At 61.0% G+C, this 24035-nt stretch carries 21 protein-coding genes; 15 read left to right on the forward strand and 6 right to left on the reverse strand.

Going from position 1 to position 24035, the window contains the following annotated elements:
* Window positions 1–7: 7 nt before the first annotated feature.
* Window positions 8–790, reverse strand: coding sequence for a bacterial ammonia monooxygenase, subunit AmoC (gene amoC, locus BM177_RS09965; protein ID WP_091681690.1), 783 nt, complete (start codon window positions 788–790; stop codon window positions 8–10).
* Between the two features lie 685 nt (window positions 791–1475).
* Here amoC and BM177_RS09970 point away from each other — a divergent pair.
* The 12 genes from BM177_RS09970 to BM177_RS10025 all read left to right on the forward strand — a co-directional run bounded on the left by BM177_RS09970 (window position 1476) and on the right by BM177_RS10025 (window position 15066).
* On the forward strand, window positions 1476–2207 hold the full coding sequence (locus tag BM177_RS09970; protein ID WP_091681692.1) for a thermonuclease family protein: 732 nt from the start codon (window positions 1476–1478) through the stop codon (window positions 2205–2207).
* Window positions 2208–2238: 31 nt separating this feature from the next.
* A complete protein-coding gene (locus BM177_RS09975; RefSeq protein WP_091681833.1) occupies window positions 2239–3756 on the forward strand; it encodes a M48 family metalloprotease in 1518 nt (505 codons plus the stop codon).
* 146 nt (window positions 3757–3902) lie between these two features.
* On the forward strand, window positions 3903–4103 hold the full coding sequence (locus tag BM177_RS09980; RefSeq protein WP_425284388.1) for a DUF3311 domain-containing protein: 201 nt from the start codon (window positions 3903–3905) through the stop codon (window positions 4101–4103).
* Entirely contained in the window at window positions 4093–5595 is a 1503-nt protein-coding gene (mctP, locus tag BM177_RS09985; RefSeq protein ID WP_091681697.1) for a monocarboxylate uptake permease MctP, read from the forward strand. The genes BM177_RS09980 and mctP overlap by 11 nt, the downstream gene beginning before the upstream one ends.
* Before the next feature lie 121 nt (window positions 5596–5716).
* The gene (locus BM177_RS09990) at window positions 5717–6970 is read left to right on the forward strand and encodes an FAD-dependent oxidoreductase (protein ID WP_091681700.1); all 1254 of its coding nucleotides are present in this window, start codon (window positions 5717–5719) and stop codon (window positions 6968–6970) included.
* 306 nt (window positions 6971–7276) lie between these two features.
* Complete coding sequence (locus BM177_RS09995) at window positions 7277–8851, forward strand: D-alanyl-D-alanine carboxypeptidase family protein (protein WP_244532242.1); 1575 nt, start codon at window positions 7277–7279, stop codon at window positions 8849–8851.
* Entirely contained in the window at window positions 8838–10052 is a 1215-nt protein-coding gene (locus tag BM177_RS10000; RefSeq protein ID WP_091681703.1) for a CobW family GTP-binding protein, read from the forward strand. The genes BM177_RS09995 and BM177_RS10000 overlap by 14 nt, the downstream gene beginning before the upstream one ends.
* Window positions 10053–10123: 71 nt before the next feature.
* Window positions 10124–10405 carry an RNA-binding S4 domain-containing protein gene (locus BM177_RS10005; protein WP_091681706.1) on the forward strand — a complete coding sequence of 94 codons (282 nt, stop codon included), beginning with the start codon at window positions 10124–10126 and terminating at the stop codon, window positions 10403–10405.
* Window positions 10406–10670: 265 nt separating this feature from the next.
* On the forward strand, window positions 10671–11009 hold the full coding sequence (fdxA, locus tag BM177_RS10010; protein ID WP_091681708.1) for a ferredoxin FdxA: 339 nt from the start codon (window positions 10671–10673) through the stop codon (window positions 11007–11009).
* A gap of 1304 nt (window positions 11010–12313) precedes the next feature.
* Complete coding sequence (locus BM177_RS20605; protein ID WP_091681838.1) at window positions 12314–12967, forward strand: CarD family transcriptional regulator; 654 nt, start codon at window positions 12314–12316, stop codon at window positions 12965–12967.
* 413 nt (window positions 12968–13380) lie between these two features.
* On the forward strand, window positions 13381–13644 hold the full coding sequence (locus BM177_RS10020) for a BQ00720 family protein (protein ID WP_091681840.1): 264 nt from the start codon (window positions 13381–13383) through the stop codon (window positions 13642–13644).
* 762 nt (window positions 13645–14406) lie between these two features.
* A complete protein-coding gene (locus BM177_RS10025) occupies window positions 14407–15066 on the forward strand; it encodes a hypothetical protein (RefSeq protein WP_091681711.1) in 660 nt (219 codons plus the stop codon).
* Window positions 15067–15095: 29 nt separating this feature from the next.
* Here BM177_RS10025 and BM177_RS10030 read toward each other — a convergent pair whose 3' ends face one another.
* On the reverse strand, window positions 15096–16088 hold the full coding sequence (locus tag BM177_RS10030; protein WP_091681713.1) for an extensin-like domain-containing protein: 993 nt from the start codon (window positions 16086–16088) through the stop codon (window positions 15096–15098).
* A 108-nt stretch (window positions 16089–16196) separates the two neighbouring features.
* Here BM177_RS10030 and arfB point away from each other — a divergent pair, with 108 nt between their 5' ends.
* Window positions 16197–16619: an alternative ribosome rescue aminoacyl-tRNA hydrolase ArfB gene (arfB, locus tag BM177_RS10035; protein ID WP_091681715.1), complete on the forward strand. Its 423-nt coding sequence runs from the start codon at window positions 16197–16199 to the stop codon at window positions 16617–16619.
* A 23-nt stretch (window positions 16620–16642) separates the two neighbouring features.
* Here arfB and BM177_RS10040 read toward each other — a convergent pair whose 3' ends face one another.
* The 3 genes from BM177_RS10040 to efp all read right to left on the reverse strand — a co-directional run bounded on the left by BM177_RS10040 (window position 16643) and on the right by efp (window position 18716).
* Window positions 16643–17161 (reverse strand): DUF2852 domain-containing protein, encoded by a 519-nt coding sequence (locus BM177_RS10040; protein WP_091681843.1) that lies wholly within the window; start codon window positions 17159–17161, stop codon window positions 16643–16645.
* A gap of 118 nt (window positions 17162–17279) precedes the next feature.
* On the reverse strand, window positions 17280–18074 hold the full coding sequence (locus BM177_RS10045) for an inositol monophosphatase family protein (protein WP_091681717.1): 795 nt from the start codon (window positions 18072–18074) through the stop codon (window positions 17280–17282).
* 75 nt (window positions 18075–18149) lie between these two features.
* Window positions 18150–18716 carry an elongation factor P gene (efp, locus tag BM177_RS10050; protein ID WP_091681719.1) on the reverse strand — a complete coding sequence of 189 codons (567 nt, stop codon included), beginning with the start codon at window positions 18714–18716 and terminating at the stop codon, window positions 18150–18152.
* Between the two features lie 537 nt (window positions 18717–19253).
* On the opposite strand from efp, the gene BM177_RS10055 reads away from it, so the two are divergent.
* The gene (locus BM177_RS10055) at window positions 19254–20297 is read left to right on the forward strand and encodes a saccharopine dehydrogenase family protein (protein WP_091681721.1); all 1044 of its coding nucleotides are present in this window, start codon (window positions 19254–19256) and stop codon (window positions 20295–20297) included.
* Here the strand turns inward: BM177_RS10055 and BM177_RS10060 are convergent.
* On the reverse strand, window positions 20294–21736 hold the full coding sequence (locus tag BM177_RS10060) for a carotenoid oxygenase family protein (RefSeq protein ID WP_091681723.1): 1443 nt from the start codon (window positions 21734–21736) through the stop codon (window positions 20294–20296). The two genes, BM177_RS10055 and BM177_RS10060, sit on opposite strands and share 4 nt — an antisense overlap.
* Before the next feature lie 633 nt (window positions 21737–22369).
* On the opposite strand from BM177_RS10060, the gene ccoN reads away from it, so the two are divergent.
* The gene (gene ccoN, locus BM177_RS10070; RefSeq protein ID WP_091681728.1) at window positions 22370–24028 is read left to right on the forward strand and encodes a cytochrome-c oxidase, cbb3-type subunit I; all 1659 of its coding nucleotides are present in this window, start codon (window positions 22370–22372) and stop codon (window positions 24026–24028) included.
* The last annotated feature ends 7 nt before the right edge of the window (window positions 24029–24035 follow it).

Raw genomic sequence — 24035 nt, forward strand, 5'->3', positions numbered from 1 at the left:
GTCGATATTATTCCGCAGGAATGGGGGCGCCTTCGGCGAGTTCCTTGACGCGGCCAAGGACCTGAAGCGACACGCCGAACACGGCGAGAGCGAACCAGCCGAAGAACACGAACATCCAGTGCAGCGGAGCAACGAACAGCTCTTCCATGAACCAGAACGTGTGGCCCCATTCATTGAGCGCGACGTTCGGGAAGATCATGAACGGGCCGACGAAGAGCAGCACGTAGGCGACCGACCAGCCCTTGCAGGCGAAGGTCGGAAGACGGGTGCGGGCGTACATGAAGCCGCCGACGCCGACGATGATGTACATCGGGTAGCTCATGTAGAACTCGATGATGTGGCTGGGCGTGAAATCGTTATCGCGGATAACGGTCTGATGCCAGGTGCCGTCCTGCTCCGTGAAGAAGCTGGCGCCCCAGTAGATCGCCACAGCGTAGACGAGGATCCACGACAGCAGGTTGAAGATGCGGCGCAGTTCTTCACGCGGCGCAACGTTGGCGACGTCTTTGTCGCGGGTCTTCCAGAGATAGCCGACGAGGGCGAGGAAGGAGATCAGTTCGACCGGCTCCTCGATATAGAGAATCGTCATCCAGTAAGTCTGGAATTCGGGGGTGAACGAGTCGAGACCCGCGTACCAGCCGAAATATTGCTCATAAATACGAACGAGCACGTACCAGATGCAGATCGCCGCGGAGCCAATCGCGAGCGGCACCGGATTGAAAATCGGACGCTCGGCGGAGGAGGCTTCGGCCCCCGCGCGTGCGGCTGATGTTTCCGAAATTAAGCTCATGTGTTTTGCCTCTCAGATTTAGAAGAGATTTATTCTTAACATTGGGGATCATTGACCATGACGCCACACGGGCCGGAGTTCTGCCCTCCCAAGAATCCTCGCATTGGCGTTTGTCGCGGTCGATTTGACCGAAGATGGTCGATCGTCCGGCGATACGATTAGAGGCGCGTAATGATATGAACAATACTCTGACAGGCGGGCTTAGATGACCTTCTATCAGGTAGGTAACGACTACCCGAAAGGATTGATTTTGCCTTTGTGCGCTGCACAATTAGGGGCCTTTGTCTAAATTTTCAGCCGCTCTGGCTTCACCCGGCGGCGCCAGTTCGATCCAGCTTTTGGCTTCCTCTAGACGGCTTAACAAGGGCTTTTGCCGCTCAACCAATCGAAGCACGCCCCCATTGCATTGCACAAAAAAATCAATGACCAATATCCCAACCTGCGATAGCGATATTCCCCCGCGCGAACGCAAAAGGAGAAAAAAATCCTGAACACCGCCACGAAATCGCCATTAGCGGCGAAATGCCGCGGCGTTCGCAGTGGCGCTCTCTTCGGTTGTCTCGCCGCCGGCCTCCTTTGCGGGAACGCCGCGGGCGCGACGCCAGGCCGCGAGGGCGCTCCCTGCGCCTATGACGGCGGCAGTCTCGAACAGGGCGAGGCCGATCGTCTCGATATCGGGCTGGTGATGTCGGTCAACGAAAGGATCGATTTGACGCTCGAAGACGGCAGGATTCTAAAATTGGCGGGGCTTGATCCGCCCCGGCCAACCCCGTTGGATCCCTACCTTGACATCATGACGCGAGACAAAGTCGCGGATTGGCTGACCGGCCGCGAGATCTGGTTCCGTCAGGTCGAGGGGCGGCGCGACCGGTGGGGGCGCGTCACGGTCGAGGCGTTCGCGCGCGCCGGCGCGCCGGGATCGCCCATCATGCCGGTGCGCCGAGCCGTTCTCGAAGCTGGCCTCGCCCGGTACGAGGCCGATTCCGCCCGGCCCTGCGGCGCTCAGATGCTGGCCGCCGAAGCTTCGGCGCGCGCCGGCCGTCTTGGACTTTGGGCCGATCCGTATTATGCGGTCCTCAAGCCGACCGACCGCGGAGCGTTTACGGAAAGGGCGGGAACGTCCGTGATCGTCGAAGGCGAGGTGTCGGGCGTCGATGTCGGACGCTATCGCTCGACGCTCTTCTTTGGACCGCGCCGGAGTCGGGATTTCGCCGTCACCGTCGCGCAACGTGCGATCAAGCTCTTCGAATCGGCGGGACTGGATTTAGCCGCTTTAAAGGGCCAGAAGATCCGGGTTCGGGGCCTGTTGGACCTGCGTTTTGGACCGCAGGTCGAAATTTCTAACCCCGATGAGGTCGAGGTGATCAAGACGGTTCAGGGCGATGGCGCGTCAGACCCCTCCGTCGAGCGGCGATGAGACGGCCGCCGCGTATTATTTGAGAGTGTCAATGACTGCCGTTGTGTCAAATCTATGGTCGAGGCTCCGCTCTCCTCGAGAGCGGCGGCTTAGCCCGGGATCAGCGATCGCCTTCGCGGCCGCGCTGACCTTGACCGCGTGCGCATCGCTGGAGCCGCCCGGCAACGAACCGATGAATGCGGCCCCGACCCCGCCGCTGCCGCCGCCGCGCGCGGCGGGCCTCGAGACCAAAACCTCCGCCGAACACCGGCGGATGGTCGCTCTCTTCAATGGCGAATATAAATATCCCTCCGCAGAGCATTACCTCAATAAAATTCTGGTCAGGCTGGCGGACACGGGGGAAACCGCGAGCGACCCCTACCGCGTCACCATCCTGAATTCGCCGATCGTGAACGCCTTCGCCCTCCCGCCGGACAATGTCTACGTCACGCGCGGCCTTCTGGCGCTCGCCAATGACGCGTCCGAGGTCGCCGCGGTGATGGCGCACGAGATCGCCCATATCACGGCCCGGCATGCGCTCCGCAGGGAAGAGGAAGAAAAGCGCGCCGCCGTGATCAGCCGCGCCGCGAGCGTCATCCAGAACAAGGAGAAGAGCGAAGAGGTCGAGGCTACGGCGCGCAGGACGATCGCCAGCTTCTCCCGTCAGCAGGAACTGGAAGCCGACGAGATTGGCATCAGGGCGATCGCGCGGGCGGGCTTTGATCCTTATGGCGCGGCGAGGTTCCTGAGCGCCCTCGGCCGTTCGGCCGCGATGCGGACGTCGCTGATCGGCCAGAACGCCAGCGCCGACCGGCCCGATATACTGGCGACGCATCCTTCCACCCCGGAGCGCGTCACCCAGGCGATCGCCGCCGCCCGCCAGATCTCGGCTCCCGGCATCGGCGCGACGGATCGGGCCGCCTATCTCGCGGCGATCGAAGGCATGGCCTTCGGCGACGATCCCTCCGAAGGCGCCATTCGAGGACGACGCTATGTGCACGGGCGTCTTGGCTTCGCCTTCACGGCGCCGGAGGGCTTTGTTCTCGAGACCTCATCCCAGGCTGTTCTTGGCGTCGCCGGCGGCGGAGCTGAGGCTTTACGGCTTGACACAGCCAAGGCTCCGCCGACCGTGACGCTCGAAACCTATCTCGCGTCGGGCTGGATCGAAGGCCTCCTGGCAAGCTCCATCGAAACGGATTCCGTCAACGGCGCGCCGGCGGCGATCGCGACGGCGCATGCGGGAGAGTGGAGTTTCCGCGTCGCCGTGATTCGCCTCGAGCCCACCGAAGTGTACCGGCTGATCTTCGCGACGCGAACCCTCGGCGCGGAAAGTGAAAAGCGCTTCCGCTCCGCGCTCGACTCCTTTCATCACGCCTCGGCGGAGGAGATCCGCGCGGTCCGGCCGCTGCGCGTCGGAATCGTCACGGCGAAGGCCGGGGAAGACGCCGACGCCCTCGCCGCCAGAATGGCGGTGCCCGATCGCCAGCTCGATTTCTTTCTGCTGATCAACGGCCTCGAATCGCAGGCCGCGTTGCAGACCGGCGAGCGCTACAAAATCATTACCGAGTAGAAATTCAGGGGTGTATCGACCCTCGCCCGAATGACGACGGGCGCGCCGCCCGCGGCCAGACGCGATTGATTCTGTGCTAATAGTTACGCTAAGCATGACCGAATCGCGGATCGTGGACGCTCGAGAGAAGCCTTGGAACGCATGAAATCGAAAAGACGCGTCCCATGCGGCTGATCTGGCTGTTGCTCCTTGTTCCGTTCGCCGCGCTGGCGTGGGTTCCGTTTTACAACCGGATTTCACCCGAAGCGTTCGGATTTCCGTTTTTCTACTGGTACCAGTTGGCGCTTGTGCCGATCACCTCCGTGCTGACCTGGATCGTCTACCGGCGGACCCGCCATGACCGCTGAGATGAATTACCCGGCGCTTGCGGTTTTCCTGTTTTTCTTCGGCCTCGTCACGGTCATGGGCTTCCTCGCCGCCCGCTGGCGGCGGCCGAAGACGCTGGCGCATCTCGACGAATGGGGCCTTGGCGGGCGCCAGTTCGGCACCTGGATCACCTGGTTCCTCGTCGGCGGCGACATTTACACCGCCTATACGATGATCGCCGTCCCGGCTCTCGTCTATGCGGTCGGCGCCTACGGCTTTTTCGCCCTGCCTTACACGATCATGATCTATCCCTTCGTTTTCGTCGTCATGCCGCTGCTGTGGAAGAATGCGAAGGACAATGATTACGTCACCGCGGCGGACGTCGTGCATGGCCGGTACGGCTCGCGTCCGCTCGAACTCGCGGTGGCCCTGACCGGCGTGATCGCGACAATGCCCTACATCGCGCTTCAGCTGATCGGCATGGAGACCGTGATCCACGCCCTGGGCCTCAAGGGCGAGATTCCGCTTGTCCTCGCGTTTCTGATCCTCGCCTTTTACACTTATTCATCCGGCCTGCGCGCGCCGGCCCTGATCGCCTTCGTCAAGGACATCATGATTTATATCGTCGTGATCGCGGCGACCGTGCTGATCCCGGCGAAGCTTGGCGGTTACGGCGCCATTTTCCACGCCGCCGACGCCGCCTTCAAGGCCAAGGGATCGGGCGGCATCCTGCTTCAGCCAGCGCAATTTCCGGCCTATCTCAGCCTCGCATTCGGCTCCGCGCTGGCGCTTTTCATGTACCCGCACGCGATCACGGCGGTGTTCGCCAGCTCCGGCGGCGACACGATCCGCAGGAACGCCATCCTGCTTCCGGCCTATTCCGTCCTGCTCGGCCTGCTCGCCCTGATGGGTTACATGGGCCACGCGGCGGGGCTGAAGCTCGCGAACAACAACGACGTCGTTCCGGCGCTTTTCCAGTCCTTGTTCCCCGGCTGGTTCGCGGGGTTCGCCTTCGCGGCGATCGCAATCGGAGCGCTCGTCCCGGCGGCGGTCATGAGCATCGGCGCGGCCAATCTGTTCACCCGCAATTTCTGGAAAGCCTATGTCGACCCCGAGGTCTCGCACGCGGGGCAGACGAAGGTCGCCAAAATAACCTCGCTGCTCGTCAAGGCCGGGGCGCTTCTCGTTATCCTCTTCCTGCCGACGCAATTTGCGCTCGATCTGCAATTGCTGGGGGGCCTTTGGATCCTGCAGACCTTCCCCGCCGTGATTTTCGGGCTTTACACGGGCTGGTTCCGGGCGGGCGGCCTGCTGGCGGGCTGGGCCACGGGTTTTTTTGGCGGCACCTGGCTGATCTGGCTGAACAATTACAAACCCTTGCACACCCTCGCGTTCGGCGACGCGAAGATCACCCTCTACTCGGGCCTGATCGCACTCGCCGCCAACATCGCCGTCGCCATTGTCGTCAGCGCGGCGCTCAGGTTGCGGCCGGAGCCGATTCCGGCTCCGCTCAAGGATTCTCGCTTCAAGTAAAGCCCCCGCCACCACGCCGCTTGCCTGGCCGCGGGTGACAAACCCCAGGGCGCAAGTTCGCTTTAATTTAAGGCCTTCATGCTATCTTCCCGATTCGGCGCATAGGAGAAGCGGCGGAGCCATGACCGAAAACGAGCCTTTAACGGCGGATTCGCTCTCCTGCCGGTGCTGCATCGTCGGCGGCGGCCCGGCGGGAATGATGCTTGGCTTGCTTCTCGCCCGCGCGGGGATTGATACAATTGTGCTCGAAAAGCACGCCGATTTCCTGCGCGATTTTCGCGGCGATACGATTCACCCCTCGACGCTCGAGGCGATGAACGACCTCGGGCTTCTCGACGAATTCCTGAAGCTGCCGCATCAGGAAGTCCCGCTTCTTTCGGGCAAGATCGGCGATGTTACGATTCCCCTGGCCGATTTCTCCCATCTGCCGACGCGAGCGAAATTCATCGCGATGATGCCGCAATGGGATTTCCTCGATTTCCTGGCGGAAAAAGCCAAACGCTACAAAACCTTCCGGCTCCTCATGTCCACGGAGGCGACCGGTCTTGTCGTCGAAGGCGGCGCCGTCGTCGGCGTCAATGCCAGGACAAGAACCGAGACAAAGGACGACCTTTTGACGATCCGCGCGGATCTGACCGTCGGCGCGGATGGGCGTCATTCGATCGTGCGCGAGGCGGCGAGCTTCACGCCGCACAACATCGGCGCGCCGATGGATGTGTTCTGGTTCAGGCTTTCGCGGAAAGCCGGCGACCCCACGGAATCGTTCGGGCGAATCGACGCGGGACAGATTTTGATTCTCATCAATCGCGGCGAACATTGGCAATGCGCCTACGTCATCGCGAAAGGCTCGGCCGAGAGAGTGAAAGCGGAGGGAATCGGGTTTCTTCGCGCGCAGCTTTCAACCCTCGCGCCCTTTCTTTCTGACCGCAGCGAAGAATTGCAGAGCTTCGACGACGTCAAGCTGCTGACCGTCGCCGTCGACAGGTTGCCGGTCTGGAACAGGCCGGGCCTGTTGTGCATCGGCGATTGCGCGCACGCGATGTCTCCGATCGGAGGAGTCGGCGTCAACCTCGCGATCCAGGACGCCATCGCGACCGCGAATCTTCTGTCCAGACCATTGCTCGGCGAGGGGCCTCTTTCGAACGAGACGCTGGGATTGGTTCAGGCCCGCCGCGAACGGCCAACCAAAATCACCCAGGCGATCCAGGTCTTTATTCAAGACCACTTTATCTCAAGAGTGCTGGGCGCGACTGGAAAGATCGCGCCGCCGTGGTTCCTGCGCCTCTTTATCCGTTTTCCGATTCTTCGCCGGTTGCCGGGCCGCATGATCGGGCTCGGCGTTCAACCCGAACGGATCCATTCGCCGGAGGCGTAAAAGCCACGCTTCAGGCGACGCAATGAGACGCCGGGAGACCGGGCAAGACCGCCGCGCGCCCAAAAATCGGGATCGGTCTGGCCAAGACCACATTTAGGCCATGAGAATGAACTAACGCTCGATGGCGTAAGGCAAAGCTCGGACGTAGCCAGCTTCAGCGATTTGACCTGTTCAGGCAAGTTTCGTTGGAGTAACGTGAATAATTCAAAGCACATCAACCTGGTTTTCGATTCCTAGGTAGAGTTTTCCTTCCGGATTCGGCTGAGTTTCAAACGTCGTTTTTTCTAGATCGGCCTGGAGCATCCCTTGATCGAGTCGGCGCAGGCCCGCGTGTCGAGCCGGAACCCAAAAACAGCCGCGCTGGCGCGCCGCGTCGCCGCTTTCGCCGTCGCGGCCCTCCTGTGCGGCGCGACGCAATCCGCTCGGGCGAACCCCTCTCTCTTGATCGACGCCGACACGGGCGCGGTCCTCTACCAGGATCACGCGACGCAACCCTGGTATCCTGCGTCGGTGACGAAACTTATGACCGTCTATGTCTCGTTGCAGGCGGTTCGCGATCATAAGATCGGTTTTGACACTCCGCTCGTCGTGTCCGCCCGCGCAGCGTCCATGCCGCCCTCGAAAATGGGATTTCGGCCCGGCTCGATGGTGACGCTCGGCAACGCCTTGAAAATGCTGATGGTGAAGTCGGCGAACGACGTCGCCATTACCATCGCCGAGGGCGTCGCCGGATCGGTCGAGGCCTTCGCCGAGGAAATGAACGCCTCGGCCGCATCCCTTGGTCTGGCTCAATCTCACTTCGTCAATCCGAATGGCCTGCCAGATCCCAACCATGTGTCTTCGGCGCGCGACCTCGCCGTCCTTGCGCGCGCGCTGTACCTGACCTTTCCCGATCAGGCGGATCTTTTTGGAATCGGGGCCTTGCGGCTCGGAAACAAGATCATCGCCAATCATAACAACCTCCTCGGCCGGTATCCGGGCGTTGACGGGATGAAGACGGGCTTCACATGCGCCGCCGGATTCAACGTGGTCGCAAGCGCCAGTCTCGGGGGCCGGCGCCTGATCGCGGTGGTTCTGGGCTCGCCCACCGCCACCCAGCGCATGATCAAGACGGCGGCCTTGCTAGACCGTGGATTTGCTGGCGTCGATCAGCCGACCTTGTCGCTGGCGAGCCTGCCGCAGCAGCAGGGAACGGCCGCGCCCGATATGCATGATTCGGTGTGCCGCGCTCGCGCCAGGGCGATCGCCGAATCCTCCGCCGAGGTGGAGGCTCTCATGGCGCCGCTGGCGGCCGCCAAGGCTCAGGATTTCACCGCGCCCGACCGCACCTATTTTTATAATTCCCGGGCGCTCGCCGGACTCTCGCCCATGGCGAGCCGGATCGCGATGACCCCGCCGACGCCGTTCGAGCCCGTTCCCGTCTTCGCCGGCCCGCCGGCCGATTACGCAGGACCGATCGCCCAGCCGCGCCCGCCGCATTCTCCCATAGGGACGCCGGGACCGGCGATCGCCTACGCCCCGAGCGACCCGCAGACGCTCGAAGGGAGCGTCGCTCCCCTCGCGTCCCGACCGGACGCGCTTCCCATGCGCCGCGGCAAGGCCAGGGGCGCCGCGGCCCTGGCGCATCTGCCGCCGCCGATGCCGGCGGCGTCTTCGACCAAATTAATCGAAGGCGACGATGAATCCGGGGCCTCGGCCGCGGTGAAGACATCGCAAACAAAGGCGGTCAAGGGCCGGACCGCCAAGGGATCCCGCCAAAAGCCCGCGCCGCATGTCGCCTCGAAGGCTCATGTCCCCTCGAAAATTCATGGCGTGAGCAAGGCCGCCGGCGCGGCAGGCAAGGCGAAGGCGTCGAAAATCGAAAAACATGCCAATAAATGAGGCGCTTGCTGCTTCTCCTGATCTAGTCGGTCGACGAAGCTCCCGCCCGCCGCCGCCCCTTCCGCTGACGCTCATCACCGGTTTTCTCGGCGCGGGAAAGACGACGCTGCTCAATGGCCTGCTGCGCGATCCGCGCCTCGCCGACACGTTGGTCGTCATCAATGAATTCGGCGAAATAGGCCTCGACCATTTGCTGGTCGAGAGAAGCGGCGACGGCATGCTGCTGATGAATTCGGGTTGCCTTTGCTGCTCGATTCGCGGCGATCTCATCACAACGCTGGAGGATGCTCTGCGGCGGCGCGACAATGGCCGCATCGCGCCGTTCGAGAGGGTTGTGATTGAAACCACAGGTCTCGCCGATCCTGCGCCAATCCTTCATACGATTATGACGCACCCCTATCTAATGCTGAGATTCCGCCTTGACGGAGTCGTCACCCTTGTTGACGCCGTGAATGGAGCCGCGACGCTTGACGCCCACGAAGAGGCGGTGAAACAGGCGGCTGTCGCCGACCGGATCGTTCTGACGAAGACGGATTTGTCGGGCGCCTGCGATCAGAACGGTTTGCGCCGCCGCCTCGCGGACTTGAATCCGGGAGCTGGCGTCTTCGACGCCGCCAAGGGCGAGGCGACCGCGGCGGTTCTTCTTGACTGCGGACTCTATGACCCGAACCGCAAGTCTCTCGATGTGCGCCGATGGCTGAACGCGGAAGCGTTCGCCGCGAACGCCCATCATGATCATCATCATAATCATGGCCATGCGGCGAGCGGAAATGATCATGGCCATGATCACGCCGCCAATCAAAGTGACGTCAATCGCCATGACGAACGCATCCGGGCCTTTTGTCTTCGCCGTCAGCCGCCGATCGACCCGGCCGCCTTCAACATCTTCCTGGAACTGCTGCGCGCCGCGCATGGGCCGGGCCTGCTCCGGGTGAAGGGCGTCATCGCCCTCGCGGACGATCCCTTGCGGCCGGTCGTGATTCATGGCGTGCAGCATGTCTTTCATCCCCCCGTGCGCCTTGAGGCATGGCCCGACGAGGACCAAGACACCCGCATCGTCTTCATCTTGCGCGATATGAGCCCGGATTTTGTCGAACGGCTTTGGAACGCCTGTTCGGGAGCTCCGGGGATCGACGACGCGGACGGCGCCGCCCTCGCCGCGAGCCCCTTGACTCCTTCCCGGCGCGGGCTTCTCGCCTAATAAGCCGTCGCGCCTTGAATAAAAGTTCGGGCCGATTACTTTATGGCAGTCTCCTCTTGAATCGCTGAGGCATGATCGAAAAGCAGCGGATCGACAAATGGTTGTGGTGCGCGCGCGTTGTAAAATCGCGAAGCCTCGCCGCCCGGCTGGTCTGCGACGGTCATGTCCGCCTCAATGCGAGGCGGATCGAAACCGCGGCTAAGCCGGTGCACCCTGGCGACATCCTGACAATCGCTCTCGATCATCAGGTGCGGGTTCTGAAGGTCGTCACTTCGGCCTCCCGCCGCGCCGCATTCCCTGAGGCGCAATCATTGTTTGAAGACTTAACCTTCGCTCCGTCGCCCGAGACCTGAGCCCGCCGTCACGCCGCCCTTTTTGTACTGCGGCGTCAAATGTTCAACGTCGCGGCTCAAGCCGGACAGCGAAGATCCTTGATTAACTGAGCCAAAAGCGCTAGTGAACGGTCCCTGCGATGCTTGGCGTTAGCAGAAAAAATAACTGAATCAATCAGTTGCGGCTAAACGTCTTCCGCCGGCCCCCAGTCGGGCTGCAAGGTGGGCGGCATCGCTATCCCGCTGCGGCAAAATCGGCGGCCTCAGCCGGCCAAAGGAGCCAGTCATGACCTATGTGGTCGTCGAAAACTGCATCAAATGCAAATACATGGATTGCGTCGAAGTCTGCCCGGTCGACTGCTTCTATGAAGGCGAAAACATGCTCGTGATCCATCCGGACGAATGCATCGATTGCGGCGTTTGCGAACCGGAATGCCCCGCGGAGGCTATAAAGCCGGATACAGAGACGGGACTTGAGAAATGGCTTCAGCTTAATCTGGACATGTCTCAAAACTGGCCCAACGTCACGGTCAAGCGGGACGCACCGCCGGACGCCAAGGCTTTCGACGGCGTTCCAGGCAAATTCGACGCCTATTTTTCCCCGACTCCAGGGCAAGGCGATTGAGGCAGGGCGATTGACGAAAAACAATTCGCCTCGTTCAACCAAAGGCAAGATGAATTCCGCCGTTGAAAAAAGCAACATGTCTTTGATTTTCACCCTATTCCGTGTTATATAGGTTTTGTGCCCTCTCTGTAGAGGGGTGGGCGTTTGACCGACGTCCTCATCCTCATGGGGGCCCCACGAGACGCAAGATGGCTTTTTCTTGAAGCAATTGCGCGGCGCCGGGGCCTTATTTTCTTTTGATCTTAAGTTGAGCCAATCAACTAACCATTAGGAGTTCTTCGTTTCCCGCCTTTCCAGAGTGGGAAATCGAGTTCTCTGAGCGGCGGAAACTTCGCCGTTTATAGACGCCCCGTCTCCAAAGCGGGGCAACAAAAGGAGCGCTTATGGCGTCCGTTAAAAAGAGCGATAATCCGTCTGCGACCGTTAAGCCGTCTGCGACAAAAACGCCCCTCCGTCGGGGCGAAAGTCTGAAGCGAACGCCAGCAAATCCAGCGACAATCGCCGCCAGGGAAGCGATCGAATCGAGATCAAAGCCGCGCGCTCAAGCGGTCCGGGCGAGTGGACAGCATAGACGCGATAAGTCCGATTCCAAGGGCGGGACAGCCGGTCTTCCCGTTAAGGGCGGCGGTAAAGACGCAGGCGTCGAGACCCTGGTGAAGGCCGAATCGGCGAAGGCGGCAAAGGCGAAGGCGGCGAATAGCGGCGCCAAATCAGGCGTTCGTTCAGACCCTGTCGTAGCTGCGGTTCGAATTGGGGCGAAGAACCTCCAAGGCCGCGTCTCCGGGAGAAACGTTGAATTTAGAGGGGTCGAGAACATCTCTCCGGAGTCCGGCGACGGATCTGCGGCGAGGTTAAAGGGCGCGGTCGCCGTTGCGCCGCTGAAAAAAGCGTCGCTTCACAAAGCGCCGGCAAGGCCGCATGGAACGGCTCGCAACGTTGACGAAGGAGACAAGACAGCCCTCCCTGCGACCACAGCGGACGCCCCGGCGGTTGCTCCGCTTGTCGCTAGGCAGAAGCAGACTTTGAACCCGGCGGCGATCTCCGGATCGGTTGCCGAAACCTTAAATTCGACCTCCGGGTCAAGGCTACACGATCGGACGACGGTGACAAAAAAAATCGAGAAGAAAAAAACTGGTGAATCGACGGCTTCCTCAGTCGAGCCGGCAATCGAGGCTGTGACACCGAGCCCGGCGCGCTCGAAGACGCCCGTTCGCCGGGAGTCCAATGTCGAATCCCTGATCAAAACGCAGAAAGAGGCGACGAAAATACGAACAGCGCCTCCGGCCGACGTTCAATCGCCTGTAATGGCTGACGATCCCGTATCCTCCGTCTCCGGAGAAGCTGCGATCGACTCTCCTCTCGTCGACAAGCCGGTCGTCCCCGCCCGCCCCGCAAAGACCCCGAGCGGCGCCCGGCAAGGATTCAAGCCCCTGGAGTATATCGTCTACCCCGCCCATGGCGTCGGTCAGATCGTCGCGATCGAAGAGCAGGAAGTCGCGGGCTTCAAGCTTGAGCTTTTTGTGATCATTTTTGTCAAGGACAAGATGATCTTGAAAGTCCCCGTTCCAAAAGTGGCGAGCGTCGGGATGCGGAAGCTCGCCGAAGCCGACGTCGTCAAGAAAGCGCTCAATACCTTGGCCGGCCGGGCGCGCATCAAGCGCACCATGTGGTCGAGGCGCGCCCAGGAATACGAGGCCAAAATCAATTCGGGGGATCTCGTTGCGATTTCGGAGGTCGTTCGTGATCTCTATCGGTCCGAGTCACAGCCGGAACAGTCCTACTCCGAGCGTCAGCTTTATGAGGCGGCGCTTGATCGGATGGCCCGGGAAGTGGTCGTCGTTCACAAGTTGACGGAAACAGAATCCCTCAAACTGATTGAGAGCCAACTTCAGAAGGGCCCGCGCCGCGGCAAGGCGGAAGACATCGAGGGTGACGACGCCATTGAAGAAGCGGCCTGACCGCCGCTTTCTTCGCTGACGCGAGTCCCGTGTCGAGCCTGTTTTTCTGTGCGCCCCTACGGCGACCAGTTTCGAGTCGGACCGTCGCCCTTGAAGTCAGGGCGGCGGGGGCCATATGATTTAAGACGGAAGGCGCAGAAATTTTCGTTCCCGCAGAGTGGGGTCGCGATTTCCGCAAAAGCCTGCGCACATACAGCGCTCAAGATCGATTGTTCCAGAAACCTAGATCAAGCTTTCCGGCGCGTTTCTGAGCGGCCGGGTCTTGTTGCTGTCAGGATCATTGAGACGGGAAAATCTGAATGACTGTCGGTCGCCTTGGCCAAGATCATGATGTGAACAAAAGATCAACACTACGGTGCGAGACTTAAAAGTTCGCAGAACGCGGGTCGCATGACCGCAGAGGAGACATGTTGATGTTCAACGAAACAAAAAACGAGTCGGCGCTGCTGACCAGCGATCAGCTTGCGCGCCTGGGCGGCGGCAGAGTCGCGTATCTGAAGCCCATTCGCTCGGAGGATTTGGTCAAGCTCCTCCCACAGGCGCCCGAGGTTCAGCCGGGGCTGCAGCTCTTCGCCCTGCTTGGCGCGGACGGAAGCCCGATCGCCGTGACCGACACCCGCAACGCGGCGCTCGCCAACGCCATCGAGCAGGAACTCGAGATGGTAAGCCTTCATTAGGGGAGGCCAAGCGTTTCAATCGCGAGGCGGCGCCTCCTCAGATGTAGTCAAAATTGTGGCGGAATATCGGATATTCTTTTCGGGTCGTCATTGGGCGAGCGCTTTGACAGATTGGCGACTTTTTTATCCTTGGCGCGTTTTCTCCAACCATTTAAGGTCTCGCGTGTAAGATCATGCAGGTGTAAGGTCGCGCACGAGCGATTCGGTGATTTGTCATTGACCACCCAATAGGTCTCTAGCGGCAATTGGTCGTGAGTAGGCCTTTCCGCGTAAACGACAGTAGAACGTTTCGGGAGCTGCAAATATAATTTGATTTTTGATCGCATGCATGCTTGTGATCGACGACGGTAAAACACATAACGCCTGCCCACGTTCGTTGCGGATCAAATGAATGGCCGGGCCATGGTGGCGGTCAATGAGTTGCGGGGCAATGAATTCGGTCAGCGCGTTCGGCGACCGAGTTGTGTTCTTGCAATCTTGCCTTGTTAAAGTTGCTTGGGCCCGGAATCCTCCCGTGCAAGGTTCTAGCGCGCCGGTAAAGAACCCCTCCCGTCGAGATGAACTTGAAACTACAACAGTAAAACGACAACAGCATTGAAGATGCGAAATCCTCGGTCCCGAAACGCTGACTCGCAACGAGCATCGAAATAACGGGGAAACAATCTGAACCAGCGCGCCGACTCGATGCAAGATCGAGTTCCGCACTTTCCTTGTGATCTGCGCGCCGTCTTTTTAGTGGACAAAAATGTTCGTGGACAAAAAATGAAACGTCAGCCCAAGCCTTTTTCGGTCGAGATCAAGCGATCGCGCCGCTCCCCCGGCGCACCCGCCCCGTCGCAGGCCAGCGCGCTTGAACTGGAGATCGACGAAGCCGCACCGCCGCAATTCACGCAGCGCTCCGCAGAATCCGATCTCGTCGTTCCCGCATTTTTGCAGACGCCGAATGGAAGCAGACGGCTTACATCCAAGGAAAACTCGGACGCGGCGGCCAAAGATCGCGACAAAGTCTTCGCGTCCCTTCCCGCTCGACAACCAAGCGACGCCGATCAATCCGGCAACCGGACTGCTCCCAGGGTCTTGCAGAGTCTCGTACAACCGGAGATCTCCGATCTCGCGATCGAGGCCAAGCCGATGAGGCGCGTGTCGGCAAAAAAAGGAAAAAGCGATAAGCCGATTGCCAGGAAAACCCCCGCGACGTATGAGCCAAACGCCAGCGTCATCAATATCGCAAACCGCGAACCCACTCCAAGCCGGAAGCCCGCTTCCGTTCGGGTCGCCGACGAGGCTTCCGACGCCAAACTCATAACAATCCAGACAGCGCCTCAGCTGACCAGACCGCGTGTCTTCCTCGGCCGCGCGGACGCATCGACGCTTCCCCCGGGCCAGCGCTGGAAACGCCGGCTCCACCCCCGAGCCTGGTAATTCACCGCTGCGGGTCTGATCAGGTTTGTTCAGCGTCGCGGGATCGACGACGTCAGATCCCAATCTCTTGGATTTGCTTCTGGAACAAAGGCCCCGTCCTCGCGCAACGTTCCGCCTACAGGCTCGGGAGGGATAGGCGCCCGGTCGATCGCTGCAGGCCGCGCGGCATAGGCCGACGGAACGCTTGCAACCGGAACACTTGCAACAGGCGCGGGTCCCGGTCCCGCATGCGCCGTGAGCGCGCCATCAGACGGAATTTTTCCCTGCGCCATATCCACGTCATCGTCGAATTCGGGCGCATCCGGCAAACTGTCGCGCGGATTTTGCGGGGCCGGCGCGATTTGTGGTTCCGGCCGGCAGATTCGGCGCGGGCCAGACGATGAGTTTCCGTGCATCGCCAGGTCGAAATGGATGTGGTTGTAGTGGAAAACGTTGGCGCCTGGTCCCAATACGGTTGTGAAATGGGCGCATCCGCCCGCGTGCACATCTTGCAGAAAAGCGCGCGCCTGATCGTCGCCGCGCGTCCAGTCCCGCACGATCAGGATCTCGCGTCCGTCGGCGAGACGAAAGCCGCCGATATCGAGGGCGTTGCCGAAGGCGTGTTCCGAAATTCGAGCCCCGCGCTGATTGTTCATCGAGCGGCAACTGTAGGCGCCCATCGAATCGATTTGCGCCACCGGCTGCCCGAATCGCGCCAACGCCGCAGGCTGCACAACCGTGCTGATCCAGCCATTGAGCGCGGCGATCATCGGGCAATCGAGAATGGCGTTGGTGTTAATTTTGACGGTCCCCTCGAGCAGCGCGCTGACCCTGAACGGCCGCGTCAACCCGCAAATGCCGGGACCGTCAATTTCGCGCGCCGGCTGGACGAATTGCGAGACGCGGATCAAATTCTGCGCGATGCAAGCGTTTTCGGCCTGGCTTCGCCAGGCTGGCCGGCGGGGCCTCTCGTAGTTCGAGCAGCCCGCCAGGGTCAAGATGAACGCCGTCAGGGCGGCGAGAGGCAGGAGACGAGGCGCCATCGCGCAGATATGCGCGGAAAATGTTAAGTGGCGCTAAACCATCGAGGTTAAGGATGTCGTAACGCGTCTTGACCCCAAGGGCGGCGCCAGGACGAAGCAATTGCCGACATGCCAAAGATTGAAGTGACGAAAGACATCGCGCTCGAGGAGTCCGAACTCGAGTTCTCGTTTCTGCGCGCCAGCGGCCCCGGAGGTCAGAACGTCAACAAGGTCGAATCGGCCGTGCAGTTGCGTTTCGATATCGCCAATTCTCCGTCCCTCGGGGAGGCGGTCAAGCGCCGTCTGGAGCGGCTCTCCGGACAGCGCTGCACCCGAGAGGGCGTGCTGGTCATTTTCGCGCAGACGCACCGCTCGCAGGACTTGAACAAGAAAACCGCGCTGGCGCGGCTGATCGGCCTGATCGCCGAGGCGGCCGAAAAACCCAAGCCGCGTATCAAAACACGCCCCAGCCTTTCGGCGCGCAAACGCCGGGTCGACAAAAAGGTGCAACGCGGCGAGACCAAGAAGCTGCGCAATTCTCCGACCGAGTGACGCGCCGGCGCGTTCATGCAATGTTACGCGGCGCCCCCGGTTCCCTGTCCGGATTGCCGCTGCGCCATGAAGCGGTCGAATTCCTCCCGATCCTTCGCCCGCCGCAGATTCTCGATATACGCGCCGAATTCCCGCTCCGCCTGAACGAGTTTGTCGCGCTCCTCCTCAAGCCGGGCCAGTTCGGACGACCGCCAGTCATCGAAGGCGGAATTCCCCGTCGGGCCCATCGCGGAAGAGCGGCAGTTCGTCCACCACGAGCTGCGCCAGGCCCCGCCCTGCCCATAAGCAGAGGTCCAGCCTGATCGCCCGTCCCATTTTGCCTGCGCGTAGGACACGAGGTCGCCCTGATAGCCGCTGTTCTTCTGCCAGATCTTCCATCCGATGACCGCGAGGCCGATCGGCCAGAACAGGACGAACCCGAGCACCATCGCGACGATCTCGGCGGGGGTCCATCCCGGACCGCGGCGGCATCCGCGCCACTCGTCGGGTCTGCCGGCCCCGCTCGAAAACGGTTGATAGGAATGTCCTGTCTCCGCGCTCATTGATATGCTCCATGATCGCGCGCCGACGAATTCTTGGCCTTGGCGCGCGAGCATAATATACGCCGCCCGCAATCTTCTTCGAGGCGCCGGCCATCACTTTATTGCGATGCCGATGACTTCATGCTGCCGAACGAACGAGCTCAAGCAGCTGACGGTGAATCGCGTCGTTGCCAGCGCAGACGGAGCCTTTGGCCAGCATGTCAGGACCGCCGTCCGCGTCGGTGACGAAGCCGCCGGCTTCCTTAATGATAATGATCCCGGCGGCGATGTCCCAGGGCTTCAGGTTGCGCTCCCAGAATCCATCGTAACTGGCCGAGGCGACGAAACAGAGATCGAGGGCGGCGGCGCCGAGGCGACGGAGATTTCCGGCGCGTTTCATCACCGCCGCGCACTCCGCCATGAAGCGGGGATGGTCCTTGAGTTTGCCGATATGGGGAATGCCGCAGCCGATGAGCGCGTCGGCCATGTCGCGCCGCGCCGCGACCCGCAGACGCCGGTTGTTGTAATAGGCGCCCTGCCCTTTTTCGGCGATGAACAGATCGTCGTTCGCCGGATTGTAGACGAGGCCGGCGACGATCTGGCCCTCGCGCGCAAGCCCGATCGAAATCGCGAACAGGGGCAGCCCGTGTAGGAAATTCGTCGTTCCGTCGAGCGGATCGATATACCAGGTGTGGGTCTTGTCGGCCCCTTCGACGATGCCGCCCTCCTCGAGAACGAATCCATAGCCGGGGCGGGCTTTGGAAAGTTCCTCGAACAAGACGTTTTCGGCCCTCCTGTCAGCGAGAGTCACGAAATCGCCCGGACCCTTCACCGAAACCTGAAGGTTCTCGACCTCGCCGAAGTCGCGTTTCAAGCCGCGTCCGGCCTTGACGGCGGCCGCCTTCATCACGTTCATCAACGCGGACCTGATCATGCATTCGCCTCGCTCGAATTCAAAAAGCCGGCATGCCCGATGGAAATTCAGGACATGCCCTCCCCGCCGCGACCTTCAGTCGGCCCGCCGCATATAGGCGACTTCGCTGGTGTCGACGACGATCCGTTCGCCACTGGCGATGAATGGGGGCACCAGGATGCGCAGGCCGTTCTCAAGCACGGCGGGCTTGTAGGACGAGGCCGCGGTCTGGCCTCGCACCACGGGATCGGCCTCGACGATGGTCAGCGTGACATAGGCGGGAAGTTTGATGCTGATCGCGCGCCCGTCATGCATCTGCAAAGTGACCTTCATCCCGTCCTGAAGAAACGCCGCGCGTTCGCCGACCCAATCCGCGGCGAGTTCGATCTGCTCGTAGGTCTCAAGGTCCATGAAAACGAGCGCGTCGCCCTCCTTGTAAAGAAAGCTGAAATCCTTGAGTTCGAGATCGATCGCCTCGACCGTCGCGTCGGCGCGGAACCGTTCGTTGAGCTTGCGCCCGTCGATCAGGTTCTTCAGTTCGACCTGGTTGAAGGCGCCGCCCTTGCCCGGCTTCACGGCGTTGGTCTTGACCGCGACCCAAAGCCCGCCGTCGTGCTCGATGACGGCGCCGGGCGAGATCTGGTTTCCGTTGAGTTTGGGCATGAAAGGGTTTGCTCCGGGGACTGGGGCAGGAACTGGTGCAGGAACTGCGCTCGAAGCCGCCAAGTGCCCGTTCGGCGCGCGATCGTCAACCCGCGCGCAGGCGTCTTGCAAGCCTTCCCCTCGAAGTCTCAAGACTTAGGTATATTTACCTTAAGCGCCAAATCTTCGAACTGTCTTTTGCAGGATTTGGCGATTGACCTGCGACCTGGAAGCGAAACCTCCGAGCGGCGGACTCTTTCGAAAGCGGAAACAGCTGCTGACGAGCATATTACGAGAAGGGCGATAGGATTTCGAACTTCTCATCATGAAGGAGATTGAGGCTTTCTGGAAAAAGAGCATTAACTTACATCATGATTTCGGCGTCGCCCTTAGAGCGTTTCCGGCCGAATGTGATCATTCGGTCGATCAGAAATCGCTCTGGATTCAAAAGTTTGAGCATAGTCTTGTCGATTGGATGGTTTCACTCCAATCGGAATACGCTCTAAGCGCTTGCAGAGTTCGCGACCAGCCGCATCGTTTCCCGGAAAGGCAGGGCTTATGCAATGGATGATCTACGGCGCGAATGGATACACGGGGGAGCTGATCGCGCGCGAAGCGAAAAGGCGCGGCGCCGCTCCGGTTCTTGCCGGCAGAAACGGCGTCAGTATCGCCGCCCTTGCGACGGAATTAGACCTTCCCTCGAAGGTGTTTTCGCTCGACGCGCCGACTGACCTCGCGGCGGCGCTGGACGGGACTGGTCTTGTGCTGAATTGCGCCGGACCGTTTTCGAAAACCGCCGTCCCGCTCATGCGGGCCTGCCTCGCCGCCAGGGCCCACTACCTCGACATCACCGGCGAAATCGAAATCCTGGAGGGCGCGCACCGCTTCGACGCGGAGGCGAGAGCGGCGGGCATTATCCTCTGCCCCGGCGTCGGATTTGACGTCGCCCCGACCGATTGCGTCGCTCTCATGCTCAAGACGGCGTTGCCGGACGCGCATGAGCTCGCGCTGGGCTTCGAGACCGCTCACAAGATGTCGCAGGGCACCGCCAAGACGCTCATCGAGTCGCTGGGAAAAAGCGGCAAGGTCCGGCGCGACGGCAAGATCGCCGATCTGCCGATCGGTCAAGGATTCCGTCAGATCGACTTCGGTTGCGGCGTAAGGCGGGCGATGCCCATTCCATGGGGCGACGTCGCATCGGCCTATTACACCACAGGCGTCCCCAACATCATGGTCTACACGCCGATCTCGCCGGCGCGGCTGGCGATCGCGCGGCTGACGAATGTATTCGGTTTCGTCATCCAGCGGCCGCGCGTTCAAGCCTGGCTTGCGGCGCGCATTGAACACAATGTCGTAGGACCGGACGCGGCGGCGCGCGAGGCGAGCCCGACCTGGATCTGGGGCGAAGCAAGGACTCCGGGCGGACAAACGCGGGAAGTCCGCTTCCAATGTTCGAACGGCTATACGTTCACCGTCTTCAGCGCATTGGCGATCGTCGAACGGCTGCTCGCGACAGAGTTTCCGCCCGGCTGCTGGACCCCCGCCGCGATCATGGGACAGGAATTTATCCTCAGTCTGCCGGGCACGACGAAAATCGATTAGAACCCCGCGCTTGGCGCCTCTGCCGCGCCAGCGAAAAAATTGCCGTGGAAGCCGAACGGAATGATGTGCGGCGCATAGGCGCGGGCTTGCTCCTGCAAAGTCGCGGCGTCGAGCACGGCCAGAAAAGACCGCCCCTCGTTGGCGTCGAGAACGACGGTCAGGACGACGCCGTCGTCCTCGCCCCGCCCGTCGGGAGCCGCCACGAACACGGGTTCGCCCGGATAGGCGCCTGCTTCGCTCCAATGCGCCGCCTCGCCGGTTTGAAGATCGCATTTCGTGACGCGATCCATGAAGTCCTCTCCGGCTTGCCCCGCGCCCCAGACGAACCGATAGGCGCGACCGGCGCGGCGCTCGTCGAACCGCGGCATCTCCAACGGCGCCTCTGACAAGATCGTCCTTGTCACGGCGCCTGGGTTCAGCGGAATCCGGAATCTGGCGAGACGGCCCATCGCCTTGACGCCCGCCCGCCGCAAACGATCGAGAGAGAGGCTGGCGACGATGGCCGCGTCGGAATAGGCGACGAGATCGAGCGCGAGGTCGCCGTCCTCCTCAAAGGCGTTGACGAGATGGAACCCGAAGCAGGGATCCGTTTCGGCGCGACGGACGATGTCGCCCGATTCCTTGTCCACGATCGTGAACTTCACGCCGCGCTCGGGCCGCCAGCGAAGGTTGTCGATGAAAGCCCCGCCGCTGAACAGCAGCCGCAGGGGGAGGACCACAAGGGGAAATTCGGCCAGAATCAGGTAGCGCGCGCTCATGCCGAAACTGTGGATCCAGACAGGCTGATCCGTTTCGATCTCCGCGACGAGGCGGCGCGTCCGCGATCCGGCGGCGACGCTGGTGAACCGGTAAAGATTGCGACGTCCGAAAGCCGTTTCGAAATTATAGATCAGACGCCGCTCAGCGTCCCAAAGCGGATGGGCGGTCGTGAGCTGGCTGCCTATGTCATCGGTCCATTTGAATTCGCCGTCGGCCTCGAGCGTGCGCGGATCGAACCTGACCGGATGCGGCGTTTCAGTCAGCGCCACGAGATCGCCGGGACCATAGGATATGATGTTCACGCTGCCGTTGTCGGTCATCTCGGTCGACGCCGCGCCGGACAGTCGCGACCAGAACGTGCGGCGGCACGCGGTCCCGAACTCGTCGCGGGCGATATGGCCCGCTTTTACCGATGCGAGGAAAGCTTGGCTGTGGAGAAAACGGTTGCTGTATCGAACGGCGCCGTCGCGTAGCTCGAATTTGTGCAGCATCGCCAACCCGTCGAACCAGTGACGGTAAGCGTCCTTCCCCACCTCGAACCTCGCCGGGCCGGTGCGGAACAATCGGCCGTTCAGCCATGGCGGCGGTCTGCCGCGCCAGGCGAGTTCGACATCCTGTCTCTCCTGCGCCAGCGTCTCGAAACCGACGCGAAAGCTTGTTCTTGTCGCGGACGAGGTCATGGCTTGGCATCCGGGCGCCCGTGTACGCTACCATTGCCCAGTGTTCGCTTCCATTGCAATGCCTAGTTTCACTCAGGCGGCGCAAACAATAAGCCTTTCGGCGCCGGTCGCGAGGCGCGCCCTGAAGCGCAAAAGAGCCGCCGAACTTCAGCGGAAGAACGACAATCAATGAGCGCCGGCGACTGCGCCGAAGTTCGTGACGAGGCTCAGCATCAACAGAACCCGCGAAAGCGTTTTCGGGAGCGATGACGGCGCGCTTTCCGAACCACTTGAACTGCCGCACGGACCAGAAATGCACTGCGCGCGCGATCGCGACGTCATCCATTCTCAAGACCTCTGTTGTTGGTTTTGACGCGCTCGTATGTCTGAATGCAGACGTCTTTGTCTGGATGCTAACGTCATTGTCTGATGCAAGCGCCGCCAAAGATCTCTCGAACCTCTTATTGCGCACTCTGTTTTAATAATTCTAATTAAACAACATTATGTAAGGCAGCGTTCTAGCTACAAATGTTGTGATAGCTGCTGCAATGCATTGTTTTCGTCTTTCGAAACCTCTAAAGACTCTTTGCGCGGCACGAGCGAGCTCATTCGGCTACGGAAAAGCGGCGCAGGCGCGAAGAAGGTTTGACACCCATGAACCAGGCGGCATCGGCTTTGAATCGTTTCAGAGGCGGCGAAATCGGCGCAATCGGATTGTTGGCCGCGTTCGCACTTTTGTCCGTCGATATCGCACTCCATGCGTACACAACCGCCTATGCGTTTCATTGGTGGATTTTCGCGGCCGCCAGCGCCGGCGCGATCTACATGATTTACGATCGCTCCGCCACGCGTCCGCTTGCGCTTCCCCCACGCATGATCGACGGCCGTCCAAACTACAATTTCGCGCCTGTGAAATTTGCGGCTATAGCGGCGATTTTCTGGGGAATCGCCGGTTTCGCGGTTGGCCTTTATATCGCGCTCGAACTGGCCTTTCCGGCGCTCAATCTCGACATCCCCTGGATCGGCTTCGGACGTCTGCGGCCCTTGCATACGTCGGCGGTCATTTTCGCGTTCGGCGGCAATGTTCTGCTCGCGTCGTCCTTCTATATCGTTCAAAGAACCTGCCGCGCGCGTCTCGCCGGAGACCTTGCGCCCTGGCTGGTCGTCCTCGGCTACAATCTGTTCATCGTGATCGCCGGCACCGGCTACCTTCTTGGCATTACGCAAGGTAAGGAATACGCAGAGCCCGAATGGTACGCTGATCTTTGGCTGACCATCGTCTGGGTTGTCTATCTGCTCGTGTTCGTCGCGACTCTGCTGCGGCGGGAGGAGCCGCACATCTATGTCGCGAACTGGTTCTTCCTTGCTTTCATCTTGACCATCGCGATGCTTCACGTCGTCAACAACGCCGCGATCCCGGTGTCGCTCTATTCGTCGAAGTCCTATGTCGTCTGGTCCGGCGTTCAGGATGCGATGGTGCAATGGTGGTACGGCCACAACGCCGTCGGGTTTTTCCTGACGGCGGGCTTCCTTGGGATCATGTATTATTTCATTCCCAAACGCGCCGACCGGCCGATCTATTCATACCGGCTTTCCGTCATCCACTTCTGGTCCCTGATCTTCCTTTACATCTGGGCCGGTCCGCATCACCTTCACTACACGGCCTTGCCGGATTGGGCCCAAACCCTCGGGATGGTCTTTTCGGTCATGCTGTGGATGCCGTCCTGGGGCGGCATGATCAACGGTCTCATGACCCTGTCCGGCGCCTGGGACAAGCTGCGCACCGATCCGGTCCTGCGCATGCTCGTCGTGTCGGTCGCCTTCTACGGCATGTCCACTTTCGAGGGGCCGGTCATGTCGGTGAAGTCGGTGAACTCGCTTTCCCATTACACGGACTGGACCATCGGCCACGTCCATTCGGGGGCCATGGGGTGGGTCGGCTATGTGTCGTTCGGCGCGCTTTACTGCCTCGTGCCCTGGCTCTGGAACCGCTCCAGGCTCTACTCCCTGCGCCTCGTCAACTGGCACTTCTGGATTTCGACGATCGGCATCGTCCTTTACATCACGTCAATGTGGGTCGCCGGCATTCTTCAGGGGCTGATGTGGCGCGCCTACACAAGCCGCGGCTTTCTTGAATATTCATTCATCGAAACGGTCGAGGCAATGCACGTCTTCTATATGATCCGCGCGATTGGCGGAGGGCTCTTCCTGGCCGGAGCCCTCATCATGGCCTGGAATCTCTACAAAACGATCGTTTCGCCCGAGACCTCCCCTCTTCCCTCGGCGGCCCCGTCGCTCGCGGCGGCAGAGTGAGATTGAC

It is taken from the genome of Methylocapsa palsarum, assembly GCF_900114285.1.
Taxonomy (GTDB): domain Bacteria; phylum Pseudomonadota; class Alphaproteobacteria; order Rhizobiales; family Beijerinckiaceae; genus Methylocapsa; species Methylocapsa palsarum.

What these genes read in the sequence shown, in the direction of transcription:
- amoC (WP_091681690.1), bottom strand. Translation starts at nt 790, where the DNA reads ATGAGCTTAATTTCGGAAACATCAGCCGCACGCGCGGGGGCCGAAGCC.
- BM177_RS09970 (WP_091681692.1), top strand. Translation starts at nt 1,476, where the DNA reads ATGTCGGTCAACGAAAGGATCGATTTGACGCTCGAAGACGGCAGGATT.
- BM177_RS09975 (WP_091681833.1), top strand. Translation starts at nt 2,239, where the DNA reads ATGACTGCCGTTGTGTCAAATCTATGGTCGAGGCTCCGCTCTCCTCGA.
- mctP (WP_091681697.1), top strand. Translation starts at nt 4,093, where the DNA reads ATGACCGCTGAGATGAATTACCCGGCGCTTGCGGTTTTCCTGTTTTTC.
- BM177_RS09990 (WP_091681700.1), top strand. Translation starts at nt 5,717, where the DNA reads ATGACCGAAAACGAGCCTTTAACGGCGGATTCGCTCTCCTGCCGGTGC.
- BM177_RS10000 (WP_091681703.1), top strand. Translation starts at nt 8,838, where the DNA reads ATGCCAATAAATGAGGCGCTTGCTGCTTCTCCTGATCTAGTCGGTCGA.
- BM177_RS10005 (WP_091681706.1), top strand. Translation starts at nt 10,124, where the DNA reads ATGATCGAAAAGCAGCGGATCGACAAATGGTTGTGGTGCGCGCGCGTT.
- fdxA (WP_091681708.1), top strand. Translation starts at nt 10,671, where the DNA reads ATGACCTATGTGGTCGTCGAAAACTGCATCAAATGCAAATACATGGAT.
- BM177_RS20605 (WP_091681838.1), top strand. Translation starts at nt 12,314, where the DNA reads ATGGCTGACGATCCCGTATCCTCCGTCTCCGGAGAAGCTGCGATCGAC.
- BM177_RS10020 (WP_091681840.1), top strand. Translation starts at nt 13,381, where the DNA reads ATGTTCAACGAAACAAAAAACGAGTCGGCGCTGCTGACCAGCGATCAG.
- BM177_RS10025 (WP_091681711.1), top strand. Translation starts at nt 14,407, where the DNA reads ATGAAACGTCAGCCCAAGCCTTTTTCGGTCGAGATCAAGCGATCGCGC.
- BM177_RS10030 (WP_091681713.1), bottom strand. Translation starts at nt 16,088, where the DNA reads ATGGCGCCTCGTCTCCTGCCTCTCGCCGCCCTGACGGCGTTCATCTTG.
- arfB (WP_091681715.1), top strand. Translation starts at nt 16,197, where the DNA reads ATGCCAAAGATTGAAGTGACGAAAGACATCGCGCTCGAGGAGTCCGAA.
- BM177_RS10040 (WP_091681843.1), bottom strand. Translation starts at nt 17,161, where the DNA reads ATGAGCGCGGAGACAGGACATTCCTATCAACCGTTTTCGAGCGGGGCC.
- BM177_RS10045 (WP_091681717.1), bottom strand. Translation starts at nt 18,074, where the DNA reads ATGATCAGGTCCGCGTTGATGAACGTGATGAAGGCGGCCGCCGTCAAG.
- efp (WP_091681719.1), bottom strand. Translation starts at nt 18,716, where the DNA reads ATGCCCAAACTCAACGGAAACCAGATCTCGCCCGGCGCCGTCATCGAG.
- BM177_RS10055 (WP_091681721.1), top strand. Translation starts at nt 19,254, where the DNA reads ATGCAATGGATGATCTACGGCGCGAATGGATACACGGGGGAGCTGATC.
- BM177_RS10060 (WP_091681723.1), bottom strand. Translation starts at nt 21,736, where the DNA reads ATGACCTCGTCCGCGACAAGAACAAGCTTTCGCGTCGGTTTCGAGACG.
- ccoN (WP_091681728.1), top strand. Translation starts at nt 22,370, where the DNA reads ATGAACCAGGCGGCATCGGCTTTGAATCGTTTCAGAGGCGGCGAAATC.